This is a genomic window from Methanocella sp. (genome assembly GCF_035506375.1).
GTDB lineage: Archaea > Halobacteriota > Methanocellia > Methanocellales > Methanocellaceae > Methanocella.
Window position 1 is genome coordinate 1 of record NZ_DATJPM010000015.1, and the last position, 19,826, is coordinate 19,826.

Below are 19,826 nucleotides of genomic sequence, written 5' to 3' on the forward strand. Positions count from 1 at the left end.
GTTTAGTGTCTTCAGTAGTGCCGTGTTTGTTTAGTGGTCCTTTGCCCTATTTTCGACTTTCGTACTGCTCGTCGGTTTTTCAACACGAAAGCACGAATTCTTTTATATCCCACGTAAGGGGCACTAAAATCTCTAAGGCCCATGCCTGGCGTTTAAAACACGAAACAGCCTCCCGAATGGCACTAAAGCGCTAAAGGATTGAAACACGAGAACGGCATGACTTTAATAGTTATGCTTTCCCTCGTGTTTCATTTTCTTAGGGATGTTCGAGCTTTAGAGAGGTTGTTTCGTGTTTTGGCGTTAAAGCATGAGCCTTAGTGAGGTTCGTGCCCTTACGTGGGGTATAAAATAATTCGTGTTTTCGTGTTGAAAAAAACCGAACAAATCAGCGAACGAAAACAAACAAAGGACAAACGATTATAAAACAAACACGGAACCACTGGCCCCTGTGGTTAAGGACACTCAAAGACGGCATAACCGGTAAAAGCAAGAAACCTAACACTATAAAAAAAGGTTTATAAAAAATTGAAAAAAATATGTGATGAAACTTTTTTAAACCTGTATCTTGAAATTCTCGAGCGCGCTCTCGAGCGCGCTGCCCAGCTTCTTCTCGCCCTTGACGGCTTTCTGGGTGCGGCTGGCCTCGCGCTGCCTCTTCTTCTCGTCCATCTCGTTCTTCTCTTCGACGCTGAGTATGTTGACCTCTGCAATCTCCCTTACGGCTTCAAGAATGATAGAAACCTCGATGTCCGTAACGCCCAGTGGAGTGACTTTATTCTTGATGGTGCGGTTCAGCTCATCGTCGTCAGTCGCCGCCATGAAGAACGCCAGGTTCTTATCGCCGCTCGTCCGGTAGATCTGGAGGACGCCGTTGACCGCCTCCAGGTTGTTCGCGATCTCCTCGAAGCTGGATATGGGCACCCGCGCATAGAGGATCGCGCTGCGGTTCAGGCCGACGCGGGGCTTGTTGATGATGGCCGTGTAGCCCTCGATGATCTTCTGTTCCTCCATGAAGCCGATGCGCTCGCGCACCGTGGATTCGGCCCGGTCCATCTCCTTGGTGATGTCCTTATAGGTAATTCTGCCGTCTTTTTGAAGAAGCTGCAAGATTTTTTTATTGAGTAGGTCTATCTCCATATCCGATCACCGGCCTTCGCATATATGAAACGCTATTTCGTTGCAGGATATTTATATCCTAGCCTATTACATAAATAATTAATCTTCATTATATAAATATGTTTACTATTATACCCCTGGCTATAGGGCTTTCAAGCTTGATGGTAGGTACGTTATGCTAAATACTGTTTGAGTTTAAAATATCAAATAATATTGGTCTGGACGATTCCGCATATATTACGGTCATTATAAAAATAAGTTATCAGTTAAAAGCTTGGTGCCGCCTGGTGTAATCTCCGTGCCGCCTGGTGATTAATTAAGAGATTGGTGCCATCTGGTGTAAACTTGGTGTGGTTGAAACAACAGTTACTCACAAGCGGCACCAGGATTACACCAAGCCGCACCAATCTTTTTTAATATTCACCAATCTTTTTTAAATATTGTTGCTGTGTTGAATACGCCCTTTTAAGTCTCGGAGTGTACGGAGTCACTATTTTTCACCACAAAGGCACGAAGAGCACGGAGGCCCACAAAGACTTTTTTATAATTAAGAGACAAAGGACACAGAGCCGCTTTTTGAACTTATAAGATACAAAGGATAAGAAGGCACAGGGGCAAAAAGTGCTCTTGTTCATTCCACTGTGCCCTTGTATCCTTCATGCCCTGATCGCCAATGAACCGGCTTTGTGTCCTTTGTAACTTGCTCGAATTCGCATCAGCGAAACATTTAAAAGAAAACTTTGTGGGCCTCCGTGCCATCGTGCCTCTGTGGTGAAAAATAGTGTCCTCAGTGCTCTTATGAAGCTTAAAATACGGGAGTAATTCAACACAGCAAATATTGTTACATGCACACCGTTACATGCACACCATTTGTGCATGCGGGACACCCTGGATATACATGACGTCGCCCGGGTTCACGAAGCCGTTCTCGACGGCGGTGGCCACACTTTGCTCGCCCACGAGGTTCGCGATGGTGGCGTCGCACAGGGCCGACACGACCTCGTCCTTATCGGCGTGCTCCTCGCCATAGAATTCCTTAGTGACCTTAAGATGGACCTCGCCTTCAGAGTATTCCTTTCCGAGGCAGTTCTCGTCGGAGACGGCCACGAGGACCTCTTCGCCGATATGATAGACCTTCAGGTACACGATGACACACTCACGCGCTTCATGTATGGCTATAGAAGCCCACTTTAGGCTCGAATATCTCGCCTATTTCCTTTAATTTCTTTATCTCTTTTTCTACTTTATCCTTTGTCAGGCCATGCTCGCCCGCCTTCTCGACGATCTTGTCGAGCGGTATGCCGCCTGAGCCATACTCCCGGGCCAGGTCCATAATGATGTTCTTTAGATCCTTAATGCGCTCACGCTGGGATTTGCTCACGCCCACCGTGAGGATATCGATATCCATCTTGCCGGTCTCCTGGTCCATGCCTACCTGCTTGAGGCTGGACATCGTGATGGCTATCGTCCTGTCTACGTCTTCGATGCTGACCCGGTCGCTGAGCCGCAGGCGGGCGCTCGCTTCCGAAAGGCGCACGAGGCCTTCAAGCTGCCTGGCGGTGACCGCAATGGGGCTGTTCTCGGCTTCGCCGGGCTTACGCAACTCCAGGTAAAACTTCGTGATACGCTCCCGGGCCTCGTAGGTCATGACAGGAAAGACGTTGCGTTTAGAGTAAGCGATGTACTTTCGCAGAAGCGTTGCATCGATCTCCGGGAGGATCGGCTCCTGTGCTTCCTTGATGGCGGCCTCGGTGACAAAGCTGGATGCGCTATGCGTCCGGTGTGCGCCGAGCTCGCCCGCGTAATGCGATTTCAGGATATGCCCCGCGATGTTCGAGTCCCGCTTTTCATCGGGCTTATCCTGCAATATGAAGATCAGGTCAAAACGGGACATAAGCGACGGCGGCATGTTGATCTGCTCGGCGATATTCTCGAACGGGTCAAAGCGGCCGAGCTTCGGGTTCGCCGCGCCCAGCAGCGAGCAGCGGCACTTGAGGGTTGCCAGGATGCCCGCCTTCGCGACGCTGATCGTCTGGGATTCCATCGCCTCGTGCAGAGAGCTTCTGTCTTCCGCCTTCATCTTGTCCATCTCATCGACGGCCGCGATGCCCTTATCGGCGAGCACCAGCGCGCCGGCTTCCAGCGTCCAGCTGCCGTCGAAATCGTCCTTAACGGCCGCCGCGGTCAGGCCGGCGGACGATGCGCTCTTACCCGAAGCGTAAACCCCACGCGGAGCCAGGTTAACGACATACCGCAGGATCTGCGATTTGGCGATGCCGGGGTCACCAACGAGAAGTACGTGAATATCGCCCCTGATCCTCGTGCCGTCTGGCAGGTTCTTCACGACGCCGGAGAATAGCTGTAATGCCACGGCCTCTTTGACTTCATCGTAGCCATAGATGGACGGGGCGATGGAGCCGATGATCTTCTTGAACACGCCCTTGTCCTTCGAGAGCTTGAGGATGGCCTCCTCGTCCTCGGGCGTTATCTCCAGCTCGTCGAACTCCTGCTCCTCGAACTCCAGCGAGTTGCAATCGACGTAGATCTCGAAGTAAACGGTCTTGCCATCCTTGTTTATTTTTTGCACGGAGCGGAGGATGCCGTTCACGACGACGCGCTCGCCCGGCGTGACCACGCCGGCCAGGTCGTTGTTCACGTTGACGTCCAGTGTCTGGGGCTGCTCGCCGCCCTTGAGGTCCTCCGGCGACTCTTGTATTTTTATCCGCTGGTAGTCCTCGAAGGTGGACTCCTTGAACATCAGGCGGAAAACCCCTTTCTTCTCCTCGTTACAGCTGCAATACGACGGCTCCAGGAACTTACCCGAGCCCTCCTGGGGCAGGTAGACGACATTGCCGCACCGGGCACATTCGAAGGCAGCGACGATGATCCGCGGGCGGACGTCGGTGATCTTCCGTACCGTACCCTCGATGGACACGAACGAGTTGATATGATCGCTCCGGAGGTCCCGTATTTGTGTCTTCCTGGGTATGTGTATGACCCGTACGAAAGCGGCTACTTTACGCTTGACCGGCAGATCTACGAGAGGAATTGCGTCCTCGGCATCCTTGAGGACCTTATCCGGGTTCTTCTGGAGCTCCTCGGACAGGCGCACGTCGAATTTAACGATATCCTGGAAATCGATGGCGAGGGATCTGGACTTCGCGTCGGAGACCGCAAGCTGCTGAATATCGGGCTTGTAGTACCGTGTAAAGAACTCCTTCCACTTTTGTTTGGATGAAACGACGCTCGCCGCCATGTGCGCACTCTTCCAGGGAAATGAAAATAGATTCCCTTTAGATATATCAGTTGCGAGAGCGAGTTGAAAATAATAATTTGAAAAAAGAAAAGGGGTGGCTTTTAAGCCACCATGATGTCCCGGCGCCGGAATACATAGACGGCCAGCGCCACGAACACGATCGCCACGGCCAGCAGCACTCCGAGGTTAGCCAGGCTTAGGGTGCGGGTTATCAGCATCTCGTTGTAGGGGGCATAGTGGAAGAGCGATAAATATCGCACCGGGCCCAGCAGGTTCACGACCGCGCCGACGGTCTCCATGAAGTACATGAGGACCAGGACGCCCAGCGAGGTCAGCGCCGCCCTGCGGCCGTCGCTCATGAGGGCCGAGATGAACAGGGCGATCGCGCCGAATGCCAGCGTCATCATGCCCATATATACCAGTGTATATACTAGCCAGGGGATCGATGTCGCGATGTCGAGCGCCTTGACGGCAATGACTGTGCCGGCTAACATCGCCGCCATCATGATTATGACCGTAACGATCAGTGCGGCATAGCGCGTGAGGACGAGGCGCGTGCGGACGATGGGCTGGGCTAAGAGCAGGTCGATGGTCTTATGGTCGACCTCGCCCGAGAGGAACCCGGCCGCAAGCCATCCCGCGAAGCCGCCCGAGATCAGGCCCATGAATATGAGGCCCTTGACCGACAGGTAACTTTCGAACGAGTTATCCCAGTGCACGTTGCCCAGCAACACCTTGATCGCCGGATTCTCGAGCATCTCGTTGATGCTGGCCGTCGTCATGCTGGCCGTCGAAGGATAGAGGGCGGTATAGTAGGCCATGAACACGAAGAACAGGGAGGTGACCAGGCCGATGCTCTTCCACTTGTCCAGCAGCGTTTGTCGGAGTACTTTAAATGACATCCTATTCCTCCTATACCACGTTGATGTCCCGGCGATGGAACGTATACACCGCCAGCGCAACGAATACGACGGCCACTGCAATAAGAACGCCGAGGTTGCCCAAATTCAAGTCGTGGTATACCATGATGTTGCTATACTGGACATAGTGGAACAGGGACAGACTACGGACGATGCTCACCTTCTCCACGGACTCCCCGATGGTCTCCATGAAGTACATGACGAACAGCAGCCCGAGAGACACGATTGCCGCCGTCCGGCCGTCGCTCAACAGCGCCGAGATGAAGAGAGAAATCCCGCCGAACGCCAGCATAAAGGCCCCCGCGAAGACCAGCGCATACGCGAGCCAGCCATAGGATGCGGCGATGCCCATGTATTGGGTTCCCCCGTACAATCCGGCCATGATCGCAACCATGAGCACGATGACGATGGGTATGAGTGCGGCATACCGGTCGATGACCAGCCGGACTCGGGTGACGGGCTGCGCCAGCAGAAGGTCGATGGTCTTCATCTCGATCTCTCCCGCTAAAAACGAGGCGGCCAGGAAGGCGATGTAGCCGCAAATGACCAGTGCCGTCAGGGTGAACAATTCGAGAGTTATGAAGCCGTCGAAGGACGTGAAGTCGGGAACCTTACCTAGCAGCGCCTCGAAGGCAGGGCTCTTCATGATCTCGTCGAGGCCCGTCATCTTCTGGACCTCGGGGAACATCGCTACCATGTAGACGACGAAGATGAGGATGAGCAGCACGGCCAGGCCGGTACCCCTCGCCTTGTCCTTGAGCGTCTGTAAAAGTACTGCGAGGGACATTCACTTCACTCCGGGCGTATAATACTGCATGAAAATGTCCTCCAGCGTCATCGGGTGAATGTTCACATCCTCGACGTCATAGGATGCGAGGTCGCGGAGGATGTTCCGGATATCGCCGGCCACGGTCATCCGATAGTACCCGTTGAGCTGTGCCACGTTGCCGATGCCACTGATCGCGAAGGGCTCCGGCTTCGGACCCCGGAACTTCACCTCGACGACCTTGCCCGCCTTCCGCTTCAGGCTCTCCATATCCTCCTCGGCAACGATGGAGCCCTCCTTGATGATCGCGACGCGATTGCAGACCTTTTCGACTTCGGATAGAACGTGGGACGACATAAAGATGGTCTTACCATGGGAGGCCTCTTCTCGGACCACGTCCATGAAGATCTGCTGCACCAGCGGGTCCAGCCCCTTCGTCGGCTCGTCCATGATGACGAGGTCTGGGTCGTTCATGAGCGCCTGGATGAGGATGACCTTCTGCCGCATACCGCTGGAGTACTCCCGCATCCTGCGGTCGAGCCGGATTTCAAAGCGCTCCGCGTACTTTTTAGCCGACGCCGCATCGTACCGGCCCCGGATGCCGCCGATATACTCGAGATACTTCCAGCCGGTCATGTGGCCATAGAGGTTCGCGTCACCAGGGACGTACCCCGTACGTCTACGGATCGCGAGCGAGTCCTTCTGGCAGTCCATGCCTAAGATTGTCGCGCTGCCACTCGACGGCCGGATAAAGTCGAGCAGCGTGCGGATCGTGGTAGATTTGCCCGCACCATTGGGCCCGAGGAAGCCGAAAATATCCCCTTTTCGCACGGTGATATTCACGTCTTTAATGCCCCGGTTTTTCCCGTAGAACTTGGTCAGGTTGTTCGTCTCTATGACAGTGTCCATTGTAAAGCCTCGGATGACTTTTGCCGAATGCATGCGCCACTTTATTCGGCAAGAGAAAATCGCCTTACAGCTTATTTAAGGATTTTCTTGCCAGCTAAACTCCGGGTATATAAAACTTATCGAATGTAAATAAAAAAGAGCCCCTTCCGGGGCGATACTTACTCAGGTGACATTGATGTCCCGCTGTCGGAAGGCGACGACGGCGAGCGCCGTGAATACGATCACAGCCAGCAGCAATATTCCCATATTCGTCCAGTCCACTGTCTGCGTGTTCACGATGTCGGCGATCCGGGCGTAATGGAACAGCGAGAGCTTCCTGGCCCAGTCGATGCTCGTGACCATTGAGCCGATATTCTCCACCAGGAACATGGCCAGCAGGACCCCTAGCGATAACAGCGCCGCCCGTCGCCCGTCGCTCATGAGCGACGAGATGAGCAGGGTCATGGCGCCGACGGCCAGCGTAAAAACGCCCATGAACAGGATGGCGATGCCGAACCACTTAATGCTGGGGTCTTCGCCGATATAGCGGCCCCCAAGATAAATGCCGGCTATCTCCCCGATCATGACCAGGGCGATAAATGGCAGCAGCGTCGCGAAACGGGAGAGGATGACGTTCACCCGGCTGACGGGCAGAGAAAGGAGCAGCTCGGAGCTTTTCTGGTCTATCTCGCCGGCCACGAAGGAGGCGACCATGAAAATAAAGAAAGCGCCGACCACTAAACCCATGTAGCTGAACACCTCCAGGGTCATGAAGCCGGAGAACGTGGTCATGCTGACTACGCTGTCGCCAAAGAAAGCTTTCATCGAGGGGTTCTGGAGGAGCTGGTCATAGCCGCTGACCATGGGCTTGACCGACGGGTAGAAGGACGCCAGCCAGAAGATGTACAGGAATATCAGTACGGCCACGATGACCGTGCCCATGTATTTGTCCTTCAGGGTCTGCTTCAGGATCTCGAAGGCCATCTACTTCGCCCCCTCGTAGTAGTGCATGAACACGTCCTCGAGCGTCATCTGGTGGATGCTGATGTCGGCCAGCCGGTGTTTTGAAATTTCCTGCAGCAGCTCTTCCATATTACCCGTGACGGTCATGCGGTAACCGCCGTTGTTCCGGGAGACGTTGCTGATGCCGGGCAGATAGAATATTTCGCGGTTCAGCGGCTCGGCGAACCTCACCTCGAGCACCTTGCCCGCCTTCTGCCGGAGCGCCTCTACCTGCTCTTCCGCAACAATAGCCCCTTCCTTGATGATGGCCACCCGGTTACAGGCCTTCTCGACTTCGGAGAGGACGTGGGACGACATGAATATCGTACAGTCGCGCCCAGCTTCCTCATGCAGCATGTCCATAAAGGTCTGCTGGATCAGCGGGTCCAGGCCGGTCGTGGGCTCATCCATGATGATTAGGTCGGGGTTATTCATGAAGGCCTGTATGATAGCGACCTTCTGGCGCATGCCCCGCGAATACTCCTTCATCTTACGGTCAAGCTTGATGTCCATTTTCTTCGCATAAGCCTTAGCCGCCGCGGCATCGTATCCTCCCCGTACGCGGCCGAAGTACTCGAGGAACTTCCAGCCGGTCATGTGGCCATAAAGCCCGAAATCGCCGGGTATATAGCCGATGCGCTTTTTAATGGCCACGGAGTCCTTCCGGCAGTCCAGGCCGAAGATGGTGGCCGACCCGGCCGAAGGCCGGATGAAGTCCAGAAGAGTCCTTATGGTCGTCGATTTTCCAGCGCCGTTGGGGCCTAAAAAGCCGAAGATGTCGCCCCTGTTAACGGTGATGCTCACGTCTTTTATCCCGCGGCTCTTGCCGTAGAATTTTGTCAGGTTCATCGTCTCTATTACCGTTTCCATAGTTAAGCCTCCCGGGGCTTATTCTGGTAAAAGCCCGCCTACGTGCCTTTCTCGGCGGGCAAACGGAACATAAACTATCTACGAACAACAGGTTACGCTCCATACCGTCTTACCGGTAAGCGTGGAGGTTTATTTAAAATAATATATAAGGATTTGCCGTCCAGCTTACTTCTCCCGATATAAATATATCTATACCTGGCTATGGCATACTTTGAAAAGGTCATACACTTATCTGACATTATATGTTCGATGTCTTTTGCTACGGCGCCATCTCGCTGGACATATCTGGCCGGCTTGAGCGCCCGATGCGGGAATATGAGCAGGCCACGGCGACCGATTACATGATGTCGATAGGGGGCGACGCGGCGCTGGTCGCCCTGACGCTGTCAAGTATGGGTCTGAGTGCCGGGCTGGCCGGCAGCCCCGTGGGCGAAGACCCGATGGGCGCCTATATCCTCGACTCGCTAAAGAAGGACGGCATTAAGGCGATGATGCCCATGATTGGCAAGACTGCCATGACGTCCATCGTTATCGATAAGAATAAGCGCTCGACCATCACGTTCCACGATAATACGCCCGAGGAACAAATACCGATCCCTGAAGAAATTACCGATACAGGATGCATATACGTCGACGGCTGCTTCGGCAGGAACGGCGCCATTATCGCAGTAAAGGCAAGGGCGAAAGGCATAAAGACTGTGTTGAATTTTGACCTGCCGTCAGGGCCTCACATGGGCCTTTACGACGTCGTCATCGCGAGCGAGAAGGTCTCAAAGCTCTTTTCGGACGACCCGGTGGAAGCCGCCAGAATGATCCATGAGGCCAATAATGGCCTGGCAATAGTGACGCTTGGCGAGATGGGCTGCATATGCTGCGACGGGGCGATGATCAGCGTACCGGCTTTCGAAGTGGGATCCGTGGATACGACGGGTGCCGGTGCGGCGTTCGCGGCAGGCTTCATCCTTGCGCAGCTCAGGGATATGCCCCTCGAGGACAGCCTCGAGTTCGCAAGCGCGGCCGGGGCGCTAAAAGTGATGGCGAGGGGCAGCTACAGGAAGATGTCGGAGCAGGATGTGTTCGGGCTTATTTCAGCCCATAAGAATCAATAATACGCCTATAGCTACGGCCGCTCTCGTAGTTAAAAGAAGTTACTTATAGCTAAACCGCTTACTTTTTTCATATGAGAAGGATATTCCACTTTATCACTTTCATGACAATTTTCATATTATTCTGGGCCTGCCTGATATTGCCCTGTAACGCTCTTACACAGGGCGGCAGCATCAGCGGCAAGGTCTTTTTTAATACGGGCCAGGCCGTGCCCGAGGGGACCGTCGTGAAGCTGGTCAACGGCTCGAACGAGTCCGATTATATCGCGGGTTTCAATGTGACCCCGGACCAGAACGGCTTCTACCAGTTCGTCAATGTTTCTCATGGCTTTTACAAGGTCTACGCCTGGTCGCCTTATTACGCGGAAGGATATTCGGACGGGCTGTTCGTGACCACGAACGAAACGTATACGAGCAGCGTCGTCCTCATCGCAATGCCCTACTATGCTAACATAACGGCCAGCACCTATCATGTCACCTACGGCAACAGCGCCGACATCACGGTCCAGGTAAACGATTACTGGGGCCGCTCCGTCGGGCCCGGCTGGCAGATACTGCTGAGGACGACCGTCGGCATGCTGAACCCGGACAGCGCCTTCACCGACAACAACGGCAAAGTATATTCGAACCTGCCCTGGGAGGATAATACGACGCCGGCCGATATCACGGCTTTTGCCATCTCATCCAATGGCAGCTCCTATGGCCTGGAGGAGAACATCACGGTCGCTACGGCAACGGCCACACCGACCGTCACCGCGTCCGTGACCGTTACACCGACCGCCAGCCCCACTGTCGCCCCCAATGCTACCGTAACGATCATGCCGACCGCAACCGCTCTTCCTACGACTACAGTAACTCCGATGTCTACCCCGGGCTTCATGCTTATCGGTGCGCTCGTCGCGCTCGGCTTAGTGCTGGCATTCAAGATAAATAAATAATAGCGGGCACTGGCTTAAAACGGGTCATCCGGGCAGACAACGGCCATGGCAAAGAATTTATAACATAGGGTGTTGCATAATTGTTTTCGGAGTGCTGATAGGCATTTTCGTTTTTTCATGTATTCTCTAGCCGTAGCAGTAATGTGTTTTTTCCACTGCCCGGCTTGTTTATGAAATCAAGATTTTATCGTGCTATGATGCTGGCCAAACACATGGATATTCCAGTTTATGCCATTATGCGCCTATGAGATGCTAACTACAGCATAATAATAAAAATACAGAGCCTCTATAAAATGGCACAACACAAAGCCTATCAAGTCGATGATAATACAAAAAGCCCTAGAGCACGCCGATGCGATTCGATTTATACAACACCCTGATTGTATCCTGATTGGCTCTGTTGTTTTAATCGGTCGACATTCTTTGCCGTTAATAGTATAGCTCTACCAGACAAGAAAATATTATATAGTAGAATCATATTAACATGAATATGCATATTAATATGAAAAATATGAGGATATCCTATGGTTGAGCTTAAAAAGGGAAAATACATTTTCGGGACAGTCAAAGTCGGCGAGCGTGGACAGATCGTCATACCGAAAGAAGCTCGGGAAATATTCGACATCGGGCCCGGAGACGAGCTACTAGTCCTGGGCGATGTGGATCAAGGCATCGCCATCGTCAAAGCAGACCTTATGAAAAAGATCGCCTTAGAGATCCTGGAAGGTGCGAGTAAAATAAAGGACGTGTTAGGAAACGATGATTGATACCTGTGGAAAAACGAGTTTTGAATTAAGGAGAGCGAAAAGTCATGGAACAAAGAGTTATCGAGACTGGCGAGGGAATACAAGGAGAATTCAATGTCCGGACCTATGACCTTATGCAAAGAGATCTCCGTGATAAGGGCTGGATCGAGACTAATGACCTAATCAAATCGGGGATTAACAGCGGTTTGGCGCTTGAGATAGGCTCGGGGCCTGGCTACTTGGGCCTGGAGTGGCTTAAAAAGACCGAAGGGACCAGCCTTAAGGCGGTCGAGATAAGCCGGGACATGATCGGCGTTGCCCGGAGAAACGCCGAGGAGTACGGCCTTGCATCACGATGCGAATTTAAACAAGGCAGGGCGGAAGAGATACCCTTTAATGATGGAACATTTGACGCCGTCTTTACCAATGGCTCTTTGCATGAGTGGAGCAAACCTAAAAAGGCATTTGATGAGATCTTTCGCGTTCTGAAACCCGGTGGTAAATATTATATAAGCGACTTAAAGAGAAATATGAATCCACTCGTTGTCTGGTTTTTAAAAATCAATACTAAGCCAAAAGAGATCAGGCCAGGGCTTAAGAGTTCGATCGCCGCCGCATATACGAAAAGCGAGATAGTGGAGATCCTGGCCGGGACGAAATTGAAAACGACATTGGTTTTTGAGAATCTATTAGGTCTTCAGATAAAAGGTGTAAAATAAAAAGATCAAAATTGTTTTTAAAGGGTTCCGTCAAGTCTTCGGTTGATGGCGACCTAAAGTCATTGATGTAATGCCATGAAAATCGTTATCGACCGAAGACTTGACGGAACTTTATCGAGCCATAACCGGGAAATGCAAGAAGTCGTATCAGCGAAATGACTCGGGAAGGCATAACGGGAAAAAGCAGGAAGCCAGAGCAGCAAAACGATACAACACGAAGGCACAGCGAGAAAACGCCAAATTGTTAAAGCATGTTAAGTCAGCCCCAATATCTTCTTTGGATTATATTTATATACAGACTATTATATAATAAACCCTATAATCTGCCATATTAAAGGTTGAGGTGCCATATTTAATGTCTAGAACACGACTTCTCTTCGGACTGCTGATCATCGCAGCGCTTATTACGGCCGGCTGTACGGGAACTAAAACGATGGTGGGAAGCGACAGCCTCCCGGCGGCCGGCCAGTCCGCCCGGGCGGACTACCAAAAATACGCAGGGGATCTCACCACCGAGATAAGCTACCTGCAGAACCACTATCGCCTGACGGATAACGCTACGCTGGACGAATACCAGGCATGGCTCGGCGGCCTTGCGGACCGCATCGCCCTCTGCCGGCAAATGTACGATAATATGAGCGCGGCCTCGAAAACTTATCTCGCCTATCTGAATAACTCGAGCGACGAGTACCGGAACGTGACCGCGGAAGACGCCCGGTTCAAGGCCGACATCGAATCGCTCAACAGGTCATACGATCAGTATGCCGGCAATTACGATACGTCGGTTAAAAAGATGGCCGCCCTGGAAGAGTATCGCAGAGACCTTAATCTGACCGCTGACAGCTATAACGACCTGAACAACTACGCTAGCGGGACTAAGGTCAAATCCGTAAGCGACTATGCCCGCTTTATTAGCGGATTCAAGCAGAAGGCCGACTCCTTCGAGAGCGACGCGGAAACGGCCATCAACGCGGGCGAAGAGTATCTTATATACCTTGACCCTGGAAGCGAGGAATACAAGGCCGTAGAGGCCAATAACAAGGCACTGCAGGATAATATCGGCCAGTGCCAGAACGCATATAATAAGTACAAGAGCGACTACGACGAAAAGATGGGCGCCCAGAGCGCCGCCCAGTCCACGTTCAAGGACTACGTGGACAAGGTCGGTAAGGTAAGCGCCATGAAGACTGATCTGGACAAATATCGTGGCACGGCTCAAGCCATGGAAAAGCTCGACAAAAGCTGGCTTGATGGCTACAGGCAGAAGATCGACGCGTTCGACGCCGCCTGCAACGATGCAATAGCCTCCGGCAACGCCTGCAAGAGCTACCTTGACCCGTCGGGCTCTGACTACAAGAGCATCGACACTAACGAGAAGAACATGAAGGACAGCATGGCCGCCTACGAGGATAACTACAAGAGCCTGTATGCGACCTACCGTAACCTGCATCCTCTGGGCACCATAACATCCGCAAAATGATGAAATAGTAAATGCCTCAAGCCATTGAATCGGTGCCGGGGAGCAAGCTCCCCGGCGTATCCGGCCTCTTGCCAGGCAAGCGATAATATTATAAGTATGTTATATAATATATAATTATAATAAAAGGTGAATCCCATAGTATCCATTGGCATTGCTGACGATGAGCCCGATATCCTGTACCTTTTCCGGCTTATTCTCGAAAAGCGCGGCTTCTCCATCGTTTACCTGGCCCGTGATGGCGAGGAGGCCGTGGACCGGCAAAGGAAGACGCCTGCGGACGTCGTCTTCCTGGACTACTGCATGCCCTTCATGGACGGGCTGGAAGCATCGGAAAAGATCAAGGGGGAATTCCCGGATACGAAGGTAATCCTGATGACATGCGGCGAAGATATAGGCCAGTATGTCCCCCCGTCAGCCGATATCCTGATCCTAAAAAAGCCGTTTGTCTTTAAGGCCATGATCGATATGATCTTCGAATCCGCCAGCACATGACCATGCCAACGGGAATTACCATCATACGATATATTCTTCCCCGAGCCTCGGGGCAAAGGCGTTGACGCCGATCTCTTTCTTGATCCATTCGGCGAAGTCCCAGGTATGATCTCCGTGGACGCAGAACACGTTCTCCGTGCCCTGGTCGCACATGTGCTTCACGATGGCCTTGAGCTCCGCATCCCCGCTATGGGCTGAAAAACTATATTGTTCCAGCTTACACCGGAGCGGCAATATCTCGCCGTCGACCTCCAGGGTTCCCGTATCGAGCGCCATGCGGCCGTTCGTGCCGTCCACCTGGAAGCCGGTCAGGATGACCTTGTTCTTCGGGTTATCGTACATGTTCTGTAAATAATAAAGGACCGGGCCGCCGTTGAGCATGCCGGCCGTGGTGACGACCACCGATGGCTCGTCCAGCACCGAGCGCCGCATTGGGCCTTTCACCGTAGTGGCGCTACCATAGGCGGACTTGAGCCGGCCGGAGTCCCGGACGAACTTCGGATTCTTAAGCAAAATCTCCGTGACCTCCGTGCCCATGCCGTCCACGAAGCAGCGGATGCCGTACTCCTTCAAAATGAGCAGGATCTCCTGAGTCCGGCCGATGGCGAAGCAGGGTATGACCACGTTACCTCCCGTATCGAGCGTATAGCGGATGGACTCGATGAACTGTTCCTCCAGGGCCTTCCTGTCCTGGTGCTCCTTGCCGAAGTATGTGCTCTCCAGCAGCAGCGACTTCGCCGCCGGGTAGTGGATCTTCGATCCTTTAAGAAGCCGGGTGTCGGAGTTCTTGATGTCGCCGGTATACAGCAGCGTATCCCCGTCGAAATCGACGTAAGTGAGGGCGCTGCCTGGTATGTGGCCCGCGTCCAGCAGGGTGATGGTATAATCGTCAGTAGAATAATCCTCGTTATAGTCCAGTTCCCGGGTCCGCCGCATGAGCATCTGCATATCATTGGGATCAAAGGGCGGGATGCTGCCTCGCTCGGCGATCTCCAGCGTGTCTTCGGCCAATAGCCTTGTAAGGTGTTTCGTCGGGAGCGTGGAGAGTACGACCGGCTCAAGGTCCATTAAGTTCGGGACGACGCCGCAGTGGTCCAGGTGGCCGTGGGAGACGACGATGGTCTCCGGCCTGGGGCTCCCCTGGGGATATTCGGGGGGGTCGGATGGCTTGATCCCATAATCCAGCAGCACGCGCTCATTCAGCAGGAAGGCGGAACGGCCGACTTCGCGGGTTGCGCCAAGGAACTTGATCTGAATGCCAATAACCTCCAGTATGCCAAATTTAATATTAAAAGCCGAAAACAGGCTATAATATATGTGATTCTGAATTAAAGTGTTAATCGGCCAGGCTTATATATTCCTTTCTCTGAAAAATAATATAAATTTTACATTATTTCCATATCGGTGAAAACGCGCCCGAATAGTTCCCTAACCCACGCCTCATGCTCTCCATATAGATAGAAAAGTATAAATGCTTTAGGCGCACTTCTAAGAGACCGTCGGAATCAAGTTCTATAATATATGGTGAGCGCAGTAGCATATCCCATGGAATGCCGCAGATAATCCCTCGATGCCAGCTTAACGAAAATGAAGACAGGACCTGCATAGAGTATCAACGGGGCTCGTAGCTCAGTTAGGTAGAGCGCCTGGCTTTTAACCAGGCTGCCTGGGGTTCAAATCCCCACGAGCCCGCTCACCCTGTTATGGGACTTTTTTACTTTCTACACAGGAGGAAGGCAATATTGACCAAGAAATTTAACGTTCTGGAGCACGAACTCGTGCCCGACCATATATTATTGACCGAGGAAGAGACCCAGGAAGTACTGAAAAAATACGGTATCACCCGGGGACAGTTGCCGAAGATCAAGTCCTCCGACGTCGTCGTCAAGCAGATCGGCGCGAAGCCGGGCGACGTTCTTAAGATCATCCGTAAGAGCCTCACCGCCGGCAGGGCGGTCGCATACAGGCTCGTTATCGATTAAGGCGAGGGGATCATTTAGTGTTAGACAGAAGAGAACTCAGTAAAGCGTATTTTACCCGAAAGAAGATAGCGCAGCATCATATTGATTCGTTCAACGTGTTCATAGACCAGGGCCTTCAGAAAGTCATTGACGAGCAAGGCTTTATCGAAACCGACATCGAGGACGTTGAGCGGAACATCGAGCCCGTGAAGGTGAAGCTAAGTAAGATCCGCGTCGGTAACCCGGTCGTCCGTGAGGCGGACGGCTCCGTGGAGCCGCTTTTTCCGACAGAGGCGCGCTTACGCAACATTACCTATGCGGCAGAGCTGTTTTTAGAGATGAGCATCGTCAGGGGCGAAGTCGAGGAAGAGGCCATCGAGGTCAACATCGGCCAGCTGCCGATCATGATCGGCTGCAACCACTGTAACCTGGCCAAGCTGGGCTCCGAGGACTGGATCAAGAACGGCGAGGACCCGATGGACCCGGGCGGATACTTCATCATCAACGGTACCGAGAGAGTCCTGATGACGCTGGAGGACCTGGCGCCGAACAAGATCATGGTCGAGTACGACGACCGCTATGGCGACCAGATCGAGGTGGCGAAGGTCTTCTCGCAAAGGCGCGGATATCGCGCCCTCGTCATCGTCGAGAGGGGCCGCAAGTCTATCCTGGAAGTATCGTTCCCGTCTATTTCGGGAAGACTGAACTTAGTCATGTTAATGAGAGCGCTCGGCCTGGAGACCGACCAGGACATCGTGAACGCCGTTTCCGACGACCCCGAGATCCAGAAGTTCATGCTGGAGAACCTGGACGAGGCGGAAGCCGATTCGGTGGAGAGCGCCATGGAGAAGATCGGCAAGCGCGTGGCCGCGGGCCAGGCCCGGGACTACCAGATGAAGCGTGCTCACTACGTCATCGACCGCTACTTACTGCCGCACCTGAACCCCGAGAACTTCGAGCGCATCCACGAGGATGATCCGAAGCTTCGGGAATCCCGCTTAAACAAGGCGTACTTCCTGGGAAGGATGGCCGAGGCCTGCTGTGAGCTGGCCTTACGCCGCCGCGCCCCGGACGACAAGGACCACTACGCCAACAAGCGGCTGAAGCTCGCGGGCGACCTGATGGAAGACCTGTTCCGGGTGTCCTTTAACCGGCTCACCCGTGACATCAAGTACCAGCTCGAGAGGGCTAACATGCGGAACCGTGAGCTCTACATGATCACGGCTGTCAGGGCTGACGTGCTCACCGAGAGGCTCATCCACCCGCTGGCGACCGGAAACTGGGTCGGCGGCAGGACCGGCGTTTCTCAATTGCTGGACCGCATCGATTATATGGCCATGCTGTCGCACCTGCGGCGCGTCATTTCTCCGCTGAGCAGGGCCCAGCCTCACTTCGAGGCGAGAGACCTGCACGCGACCCAGTGGGGCCGCATCTGCCCGTCGGAGACACCTGAAGGCCCCAACTGTGGCCTGGTGAAGAACTTCGCCATGTCAGTCGAGCTGTCCACGGGCGTCGAGGACGAGGAATCCATTAAGAAGATCCTGAGAGAGTCCGGCGTACAGCCGCTGGGAAGGATGGTGTAAAAATGAAGGCAAGAATATTCGTCAACGGCGCGCTCATCGGGACCCACGAAAGCCCCCTGGAGTTCGTCGAAAACATCCGGGAGAAGAGAAGGCAGGGCATCATCTCTAACCAGATCAACATCGCATACCACAAGCTCACCAACGAAGTCATCATCAACACCGACATGGGCAGGGCTCGCAGGCCGCTTATCGTAGTAAAGAACGGTAAGCCCCTGGTCACCAACGAGGACATCGACCAGGTCAGGCGCGGCGAGGCCACATTCGACGACATGGTCAAGCGGGGCTTCATCGAGTACATCGATGCCGAGGAAGAGGAGAACACGTTCATCGCCATCGACGAGTCCCAGCTCACCAAGGACCACACCCACATGGAGCTCGACTCGTCACTAATTTTAGGCATCGCGGCCGGCATGATCCCGTACCCCGAACACAATGCCTCTCCAAGAGTCACGATGGGGGCGGGCATGGTCAAGCAATCGCTGGGCGTCTCCACGTCCAACCAGAAGCTCAGGCCGGATACTCGTGGCCATTACCTGCACTATCCGCAGGAGGGCATCGTAAGTACCCAGACCGCCCGCTCTATTAATTTCGAGCAGAGGCCGTCGGGCCAGAACTTCGTCGTGGCCGTGCTTTCGTACGAGGGCTATAATATTGAAGATGCGCTCGTGTTCAACAAGGGCTCCATCGAGAGGGGCCTGGGCAGGTCGCACTTCTACAGGACGACCGAAGGCGAAGAGCGCCGCTACCCGGGCGGGCAGGAGGACACCTTCGAGGTGCCCGACGCCGAAGTAAGGGGCGCCCGTGAGTCGGAATTCTATTCCATGCTGGACGAGGATGGCCTCGTTAACCCGGAGACCGAGGTCGGGCCTAATGATGTCTTAATAGGCAAGACGAGCCCGCCGAGATTCCTGGAAGAGCCCACAGATCTGGGCGGCATCACACCGCTAAAGCGCCGTGAGACCTCCGTCACCATGAGGAGCAACGAAAAGGGTATCGTGGACACCGTAATTCTCACGGAGACGCAGAACGGCAGCCGGCTGGCCAAGGTAAAGACCAGGGACCAGCGGATACCGGAACTGGGCGATAAGTTCGCGTCCCGGCACGGGCAAAAGGGCGTCATCGGATTGATCGCACAACAGGAGGACATGCCCTTCACCGAGAACGGCATGGTACCGGACCTCATCATTAACCCGCACGCTATCCCGTCCCGTATGACCATAGGCCACGTGCTGGAGACCATTGGCGGCAAGATCGGCAGCCTCGAGGGAAGGTTCGTCGACGGCACCGCGTTCAACAACGAGAGCGAGGACGAGCTCAGGAAGGAGTTCAAGAAGTTCGGCTTCTCCCACACCGGCAAAGAGGTCTTCTACGACGGCATCACCGGCCAGAGGATCACCGCCGATATTTTTGTCGGCGTCATCCTGTACCAGAAGCTGTACCACATGGTCTCGTCCAAGATGCACGCCCGGTCCAGGGGCCCCGTACAGGTCCTGACCAGGCAGCCTACCGAGGGCCGTGCGAGGGAAGGCGGTCTCAGGTTCGGCGAAATGGAAAGAGACGTGATGATCGGCCATGGGGCCGCAATGGCGCTCAAAGAAAGGCTGCTCGACGAGTCCGACAAAGTGTTCGAGTACGTCTGTAACAACTGCGGCATGGTCGCCACCGAGGACAAGAAGCGAAAGATCGTGTACTGCCCCAACTGCGGCGCGGACACTAATATATACAAGGTTGAAATGAGCTACGCTTTCAAATTATTGTTAGACGAGATGAAGGCGCTGGGCATCGCGCCCCGGCTGGACCTGGAGGACGCGGTATGACGGCACCAAAGAGAATTCGGAAGATCAAGTTCGGCCTGCTCTCGCCGGCCGAGATACGCAAGATGAGCGTGACGAAGGTCATCACCGCGGACACGTATGACGACGACGGCTATCCCATCGACATGGGCCTGATGGACCCGCGGCTGGGCGTTATCGACCCCGGGCT

General features: G+C 53.8%; 19 protein-coding genes and 1 tRNA gene. 11 read left to right on the top strand and 9 right to left on the bottom strand.

What is annotated here, in order from left to right:
* Nucleotides 1-552: 552 nt before the first annotated feature.
* From VMC84_RS01660 to VMC84_RS01695, 8 genes are all read right to left on the bottom strand, one after another.
* Entirely contained in the window at nt 553-1,137 is a 585-nt protein-coding gene (locus VMC84_RS01660; RefSeq protein WP_325377497.1) for an Lrp/AsnC family transcriptional regulator, read from the bottom strand.
* Nucleotides 1,138-1,971: 834 nt separating this feature from the next.
* The gene (locus VMC84_RS01665) at nt 1,972-2,262 is read right to left on the bottom strand and encodes a DUF424 domain-containing protein (RefSeq protein ID WP_325377499.1); all 291 of its coding nucleotides are present in this window, start codon (nt 2,260-2,262) and stop codon (nt 1,972-1,974) included.
* Nucleotides 2,263-2,281: 19 nt separating this feature from the next.
* Nucleotides 2,282-4,372, bottom strand: coding sequence for a minichromosome maintenance protein MCM (locus VMC84_RS01670; protein WP_325377501.1), 2,091 nt, complete (start codon nt 4,370-4,372; stop codon nt 2,282-2,284).
* Nucleotides 4,373-4,473: 101 nt separating this feature from the next.
* Complete coding sequence (locus tag VMC84_RS01675; protein ID WP_325377503.1) at nt 4,474-5,274, bottom strand: ABC transporter permease subunit; 801 nt, start codon at nt 5,272-5,274, stop codon at nt 4,474-4,476.
* Nucleotides 5,275-5,284: 10 nt separating this feature from the next.
* The gene (locus tag VMC84_RS01680) at nt 5,285-6,079 is read right to left on the bottom strand and encodes an ABC transporter permease (protein WP_325377505.1); all 795 of its coding nucleotides are present in this window, start codon (nt 6,077-6,079) and stop codon (nt 5,285-5,287) included.
* On the bottom strand, nt 6,080-6,967 hold the full coding sequence (locus VMC84_RS01685) for an ABC transporter ATP-binding protein (RefSeq protein ID WP_325377507.1): 888 nt from the start codon (nt 6,965-6,967) through the stop codon (nt 6,080-6,082). It lies immediately after the preceding gene.
* Nucleotides 6,968-7,129: 162 nt separating this feature from the next.
* On the bottom strand, nt 7,130-7,930 hold the full coding sequence (locus VMC84_RS01690) for an ABC transporter permease subunit (RefSeq protein WP_325377509.1): 801 nt from the start codon (nt 7,928-7,930) through the stop codon (nt 7,130-7,132).
* Nucleotides 7,931-8,818, bottom strand: a complete 888-nt coding sequence (locus VMC84_RS01695) for an ABC transporter ATP-binding protein (protein ID WP_325377511.1) — start codon at nt 8,816-8,818, stop codon at nt 7,931-7,933.
* A gap of 242 nt (nt 8,819-9,060) precedes the next feature.
* Here VMC84_RS01695 and VMC84_RS01700 point away from each other — a divergent pair, with 242 nt between their 5' ends.
* From VMC84_RS01700 to VMC84_RS01725, 6 genes are all read left to right on the top strand, one after another.
* Nucleotides 9,061-9,927, top strand: a complete 867-nt coding sequence (locus VMC84_RS01700) for a carbohydrate kinase family protein (RefSeq protein ID WP_325377513.1) — start codon at nt 9,061-9,063, stop codon at nt 9,925-9,927.
* 71 nt (nt 9,928-9,998) lie between these two features.
* Nucleotides 9,999-10,862 (top strand): carboxypeptidase-like regulatory domain-containing protein, encoded by an 864-nt coding sequence (locus VMC84_RS01705; RefSeq protein ID WP_325377515.1) that lies wholly within the window; start codon nt 9,999-10,001, stop codon nt 10,860-10,862.
* A 524-nt stretch (nt 10,863-11,386) separates the two neighbouring features.
* Nucleotides 11,387-11,629, top strand: a complete 243-nt coding sequence (locus tag VMC84_RS01710; RefSeq protein ID WP_325377517.1) for an AbrB/MazE/SpoVT family DNA-binding domain-containing protein — start codon at nt 11,387-11,389, stop codon at nt 11,627-11,629.
* Between the two features lie 44 nt (nt 11,630-11,673).
* Nucleotides 11,674-12,327, top strand: a complete 654-nt coding sequence (locus VMC84_RS01715; protein WP_325377519.1) for a class I SAM-dependent methyltransferase — start codon at nt 11,674-11,676, stop codon at nt 12,325-12,327.
* A gap of 355 nt (nt 12,328-12,682) precedes the next feature.
* Nucleotides 12,683-13,807 (top strand): hypothetical protein, encoded by a 1,125-nt coding sequence (locus VMC84_RS01720; protein WP_325377521.1) that lies wholly within the window; start codon nt 12,683-12,685, stop codon nt 13,805-13,807.
* 126 nt (nt 13,808-13,933) lie between these two features.
* Complete coding sequence (locus VMC84_RS01725) at nt 13,934-14,299, top strand: response regulator transcription factor (RefSeq protein ID WP_325377523.1); 366 nt, start codon at nt 13,934-13,936, stop codon at nt 14,297-14,299.
* Between the two features lie 21 nt (nt 14,300-14,320).
* Here VMC84_RS01725 and VMC84_RS01730 read toward each other — a convergent pair whose 3' ends face one another.
* Nucleotides 14,321-15,571, bottom strand: a complete 1,251-nt coding sequence (locus VMC84_RS01730) for an MBL fold metallo-hydrolase (protein WP_349256729.1) — start codon at nt 15,569-15,571, stop codon at nt 14,321-14,323.
* A 346-nt stretch (nt 15,572-15,917) separates the two neighbouring features.
* Between VMC84_RS01730 and VMC84_RS01735 the strand changes: the two genes are divergently transcribed.
* The 5 genes from VMC84_RS01735 to VMC84_RS01755 all read left to right on the top strand — a co-directional run.
* Nucleotides 15,918-15,991 (top strand) — tRNA-Lys (locus VMC84_RS01735).
* A 50-nt stretch (nt 15,992-16,041) separates the two neighbouring features.
* Nucleotides 16,042-16,281 (top strand): DNA-directed RNA polymerase subunit H, encoded by a 240-nt coding sequence (locus VMC84_RS01740; protein ID WP_325377527.1) that lies wholly within the window; start codon nt 16,042-16,044, stop codon nt 16,279-16,281.
* Nucleotides 16,282-16,298: 17 nt separating this feature from the next.
* Complete coding sequence (locus VMC84_RS01745; protein ID WP_325377529.1) at nt 16,299-17,843, top strand: DNA-directed RNA polymerase subunit B''; 1,545 nt, start codon at nt 16,299-16,301, stop codon at nt 17,841-17,843.
* A gap of 2 nt (nt 17,844-17,845) precedes the next feature.
* Nucleotides 17,846-19,660 carry a DNA-directed RNA polymerase subunit B gene (gene rpoB, locus VMC84_RS01750; RefSeq protein ID WP_325377531.1) on the top strand — a complete coding sequence of 605 codons (1,815 nt, stop codon included), beginning with the start codon at nt 17,846-17,848 and terminating at the stop codon, nt 19,658-19,660.
* On the top strand, nt 19,657-19,826 hold a 170-nt coding region (locus tag VMC84_RS01755), incomplete at its 3' end, for a hypothetical protein (RefSeq protein WP_325377533.1). The genes rpoB and VMC84_RS01755, both read left to right, overlap by 4 nt.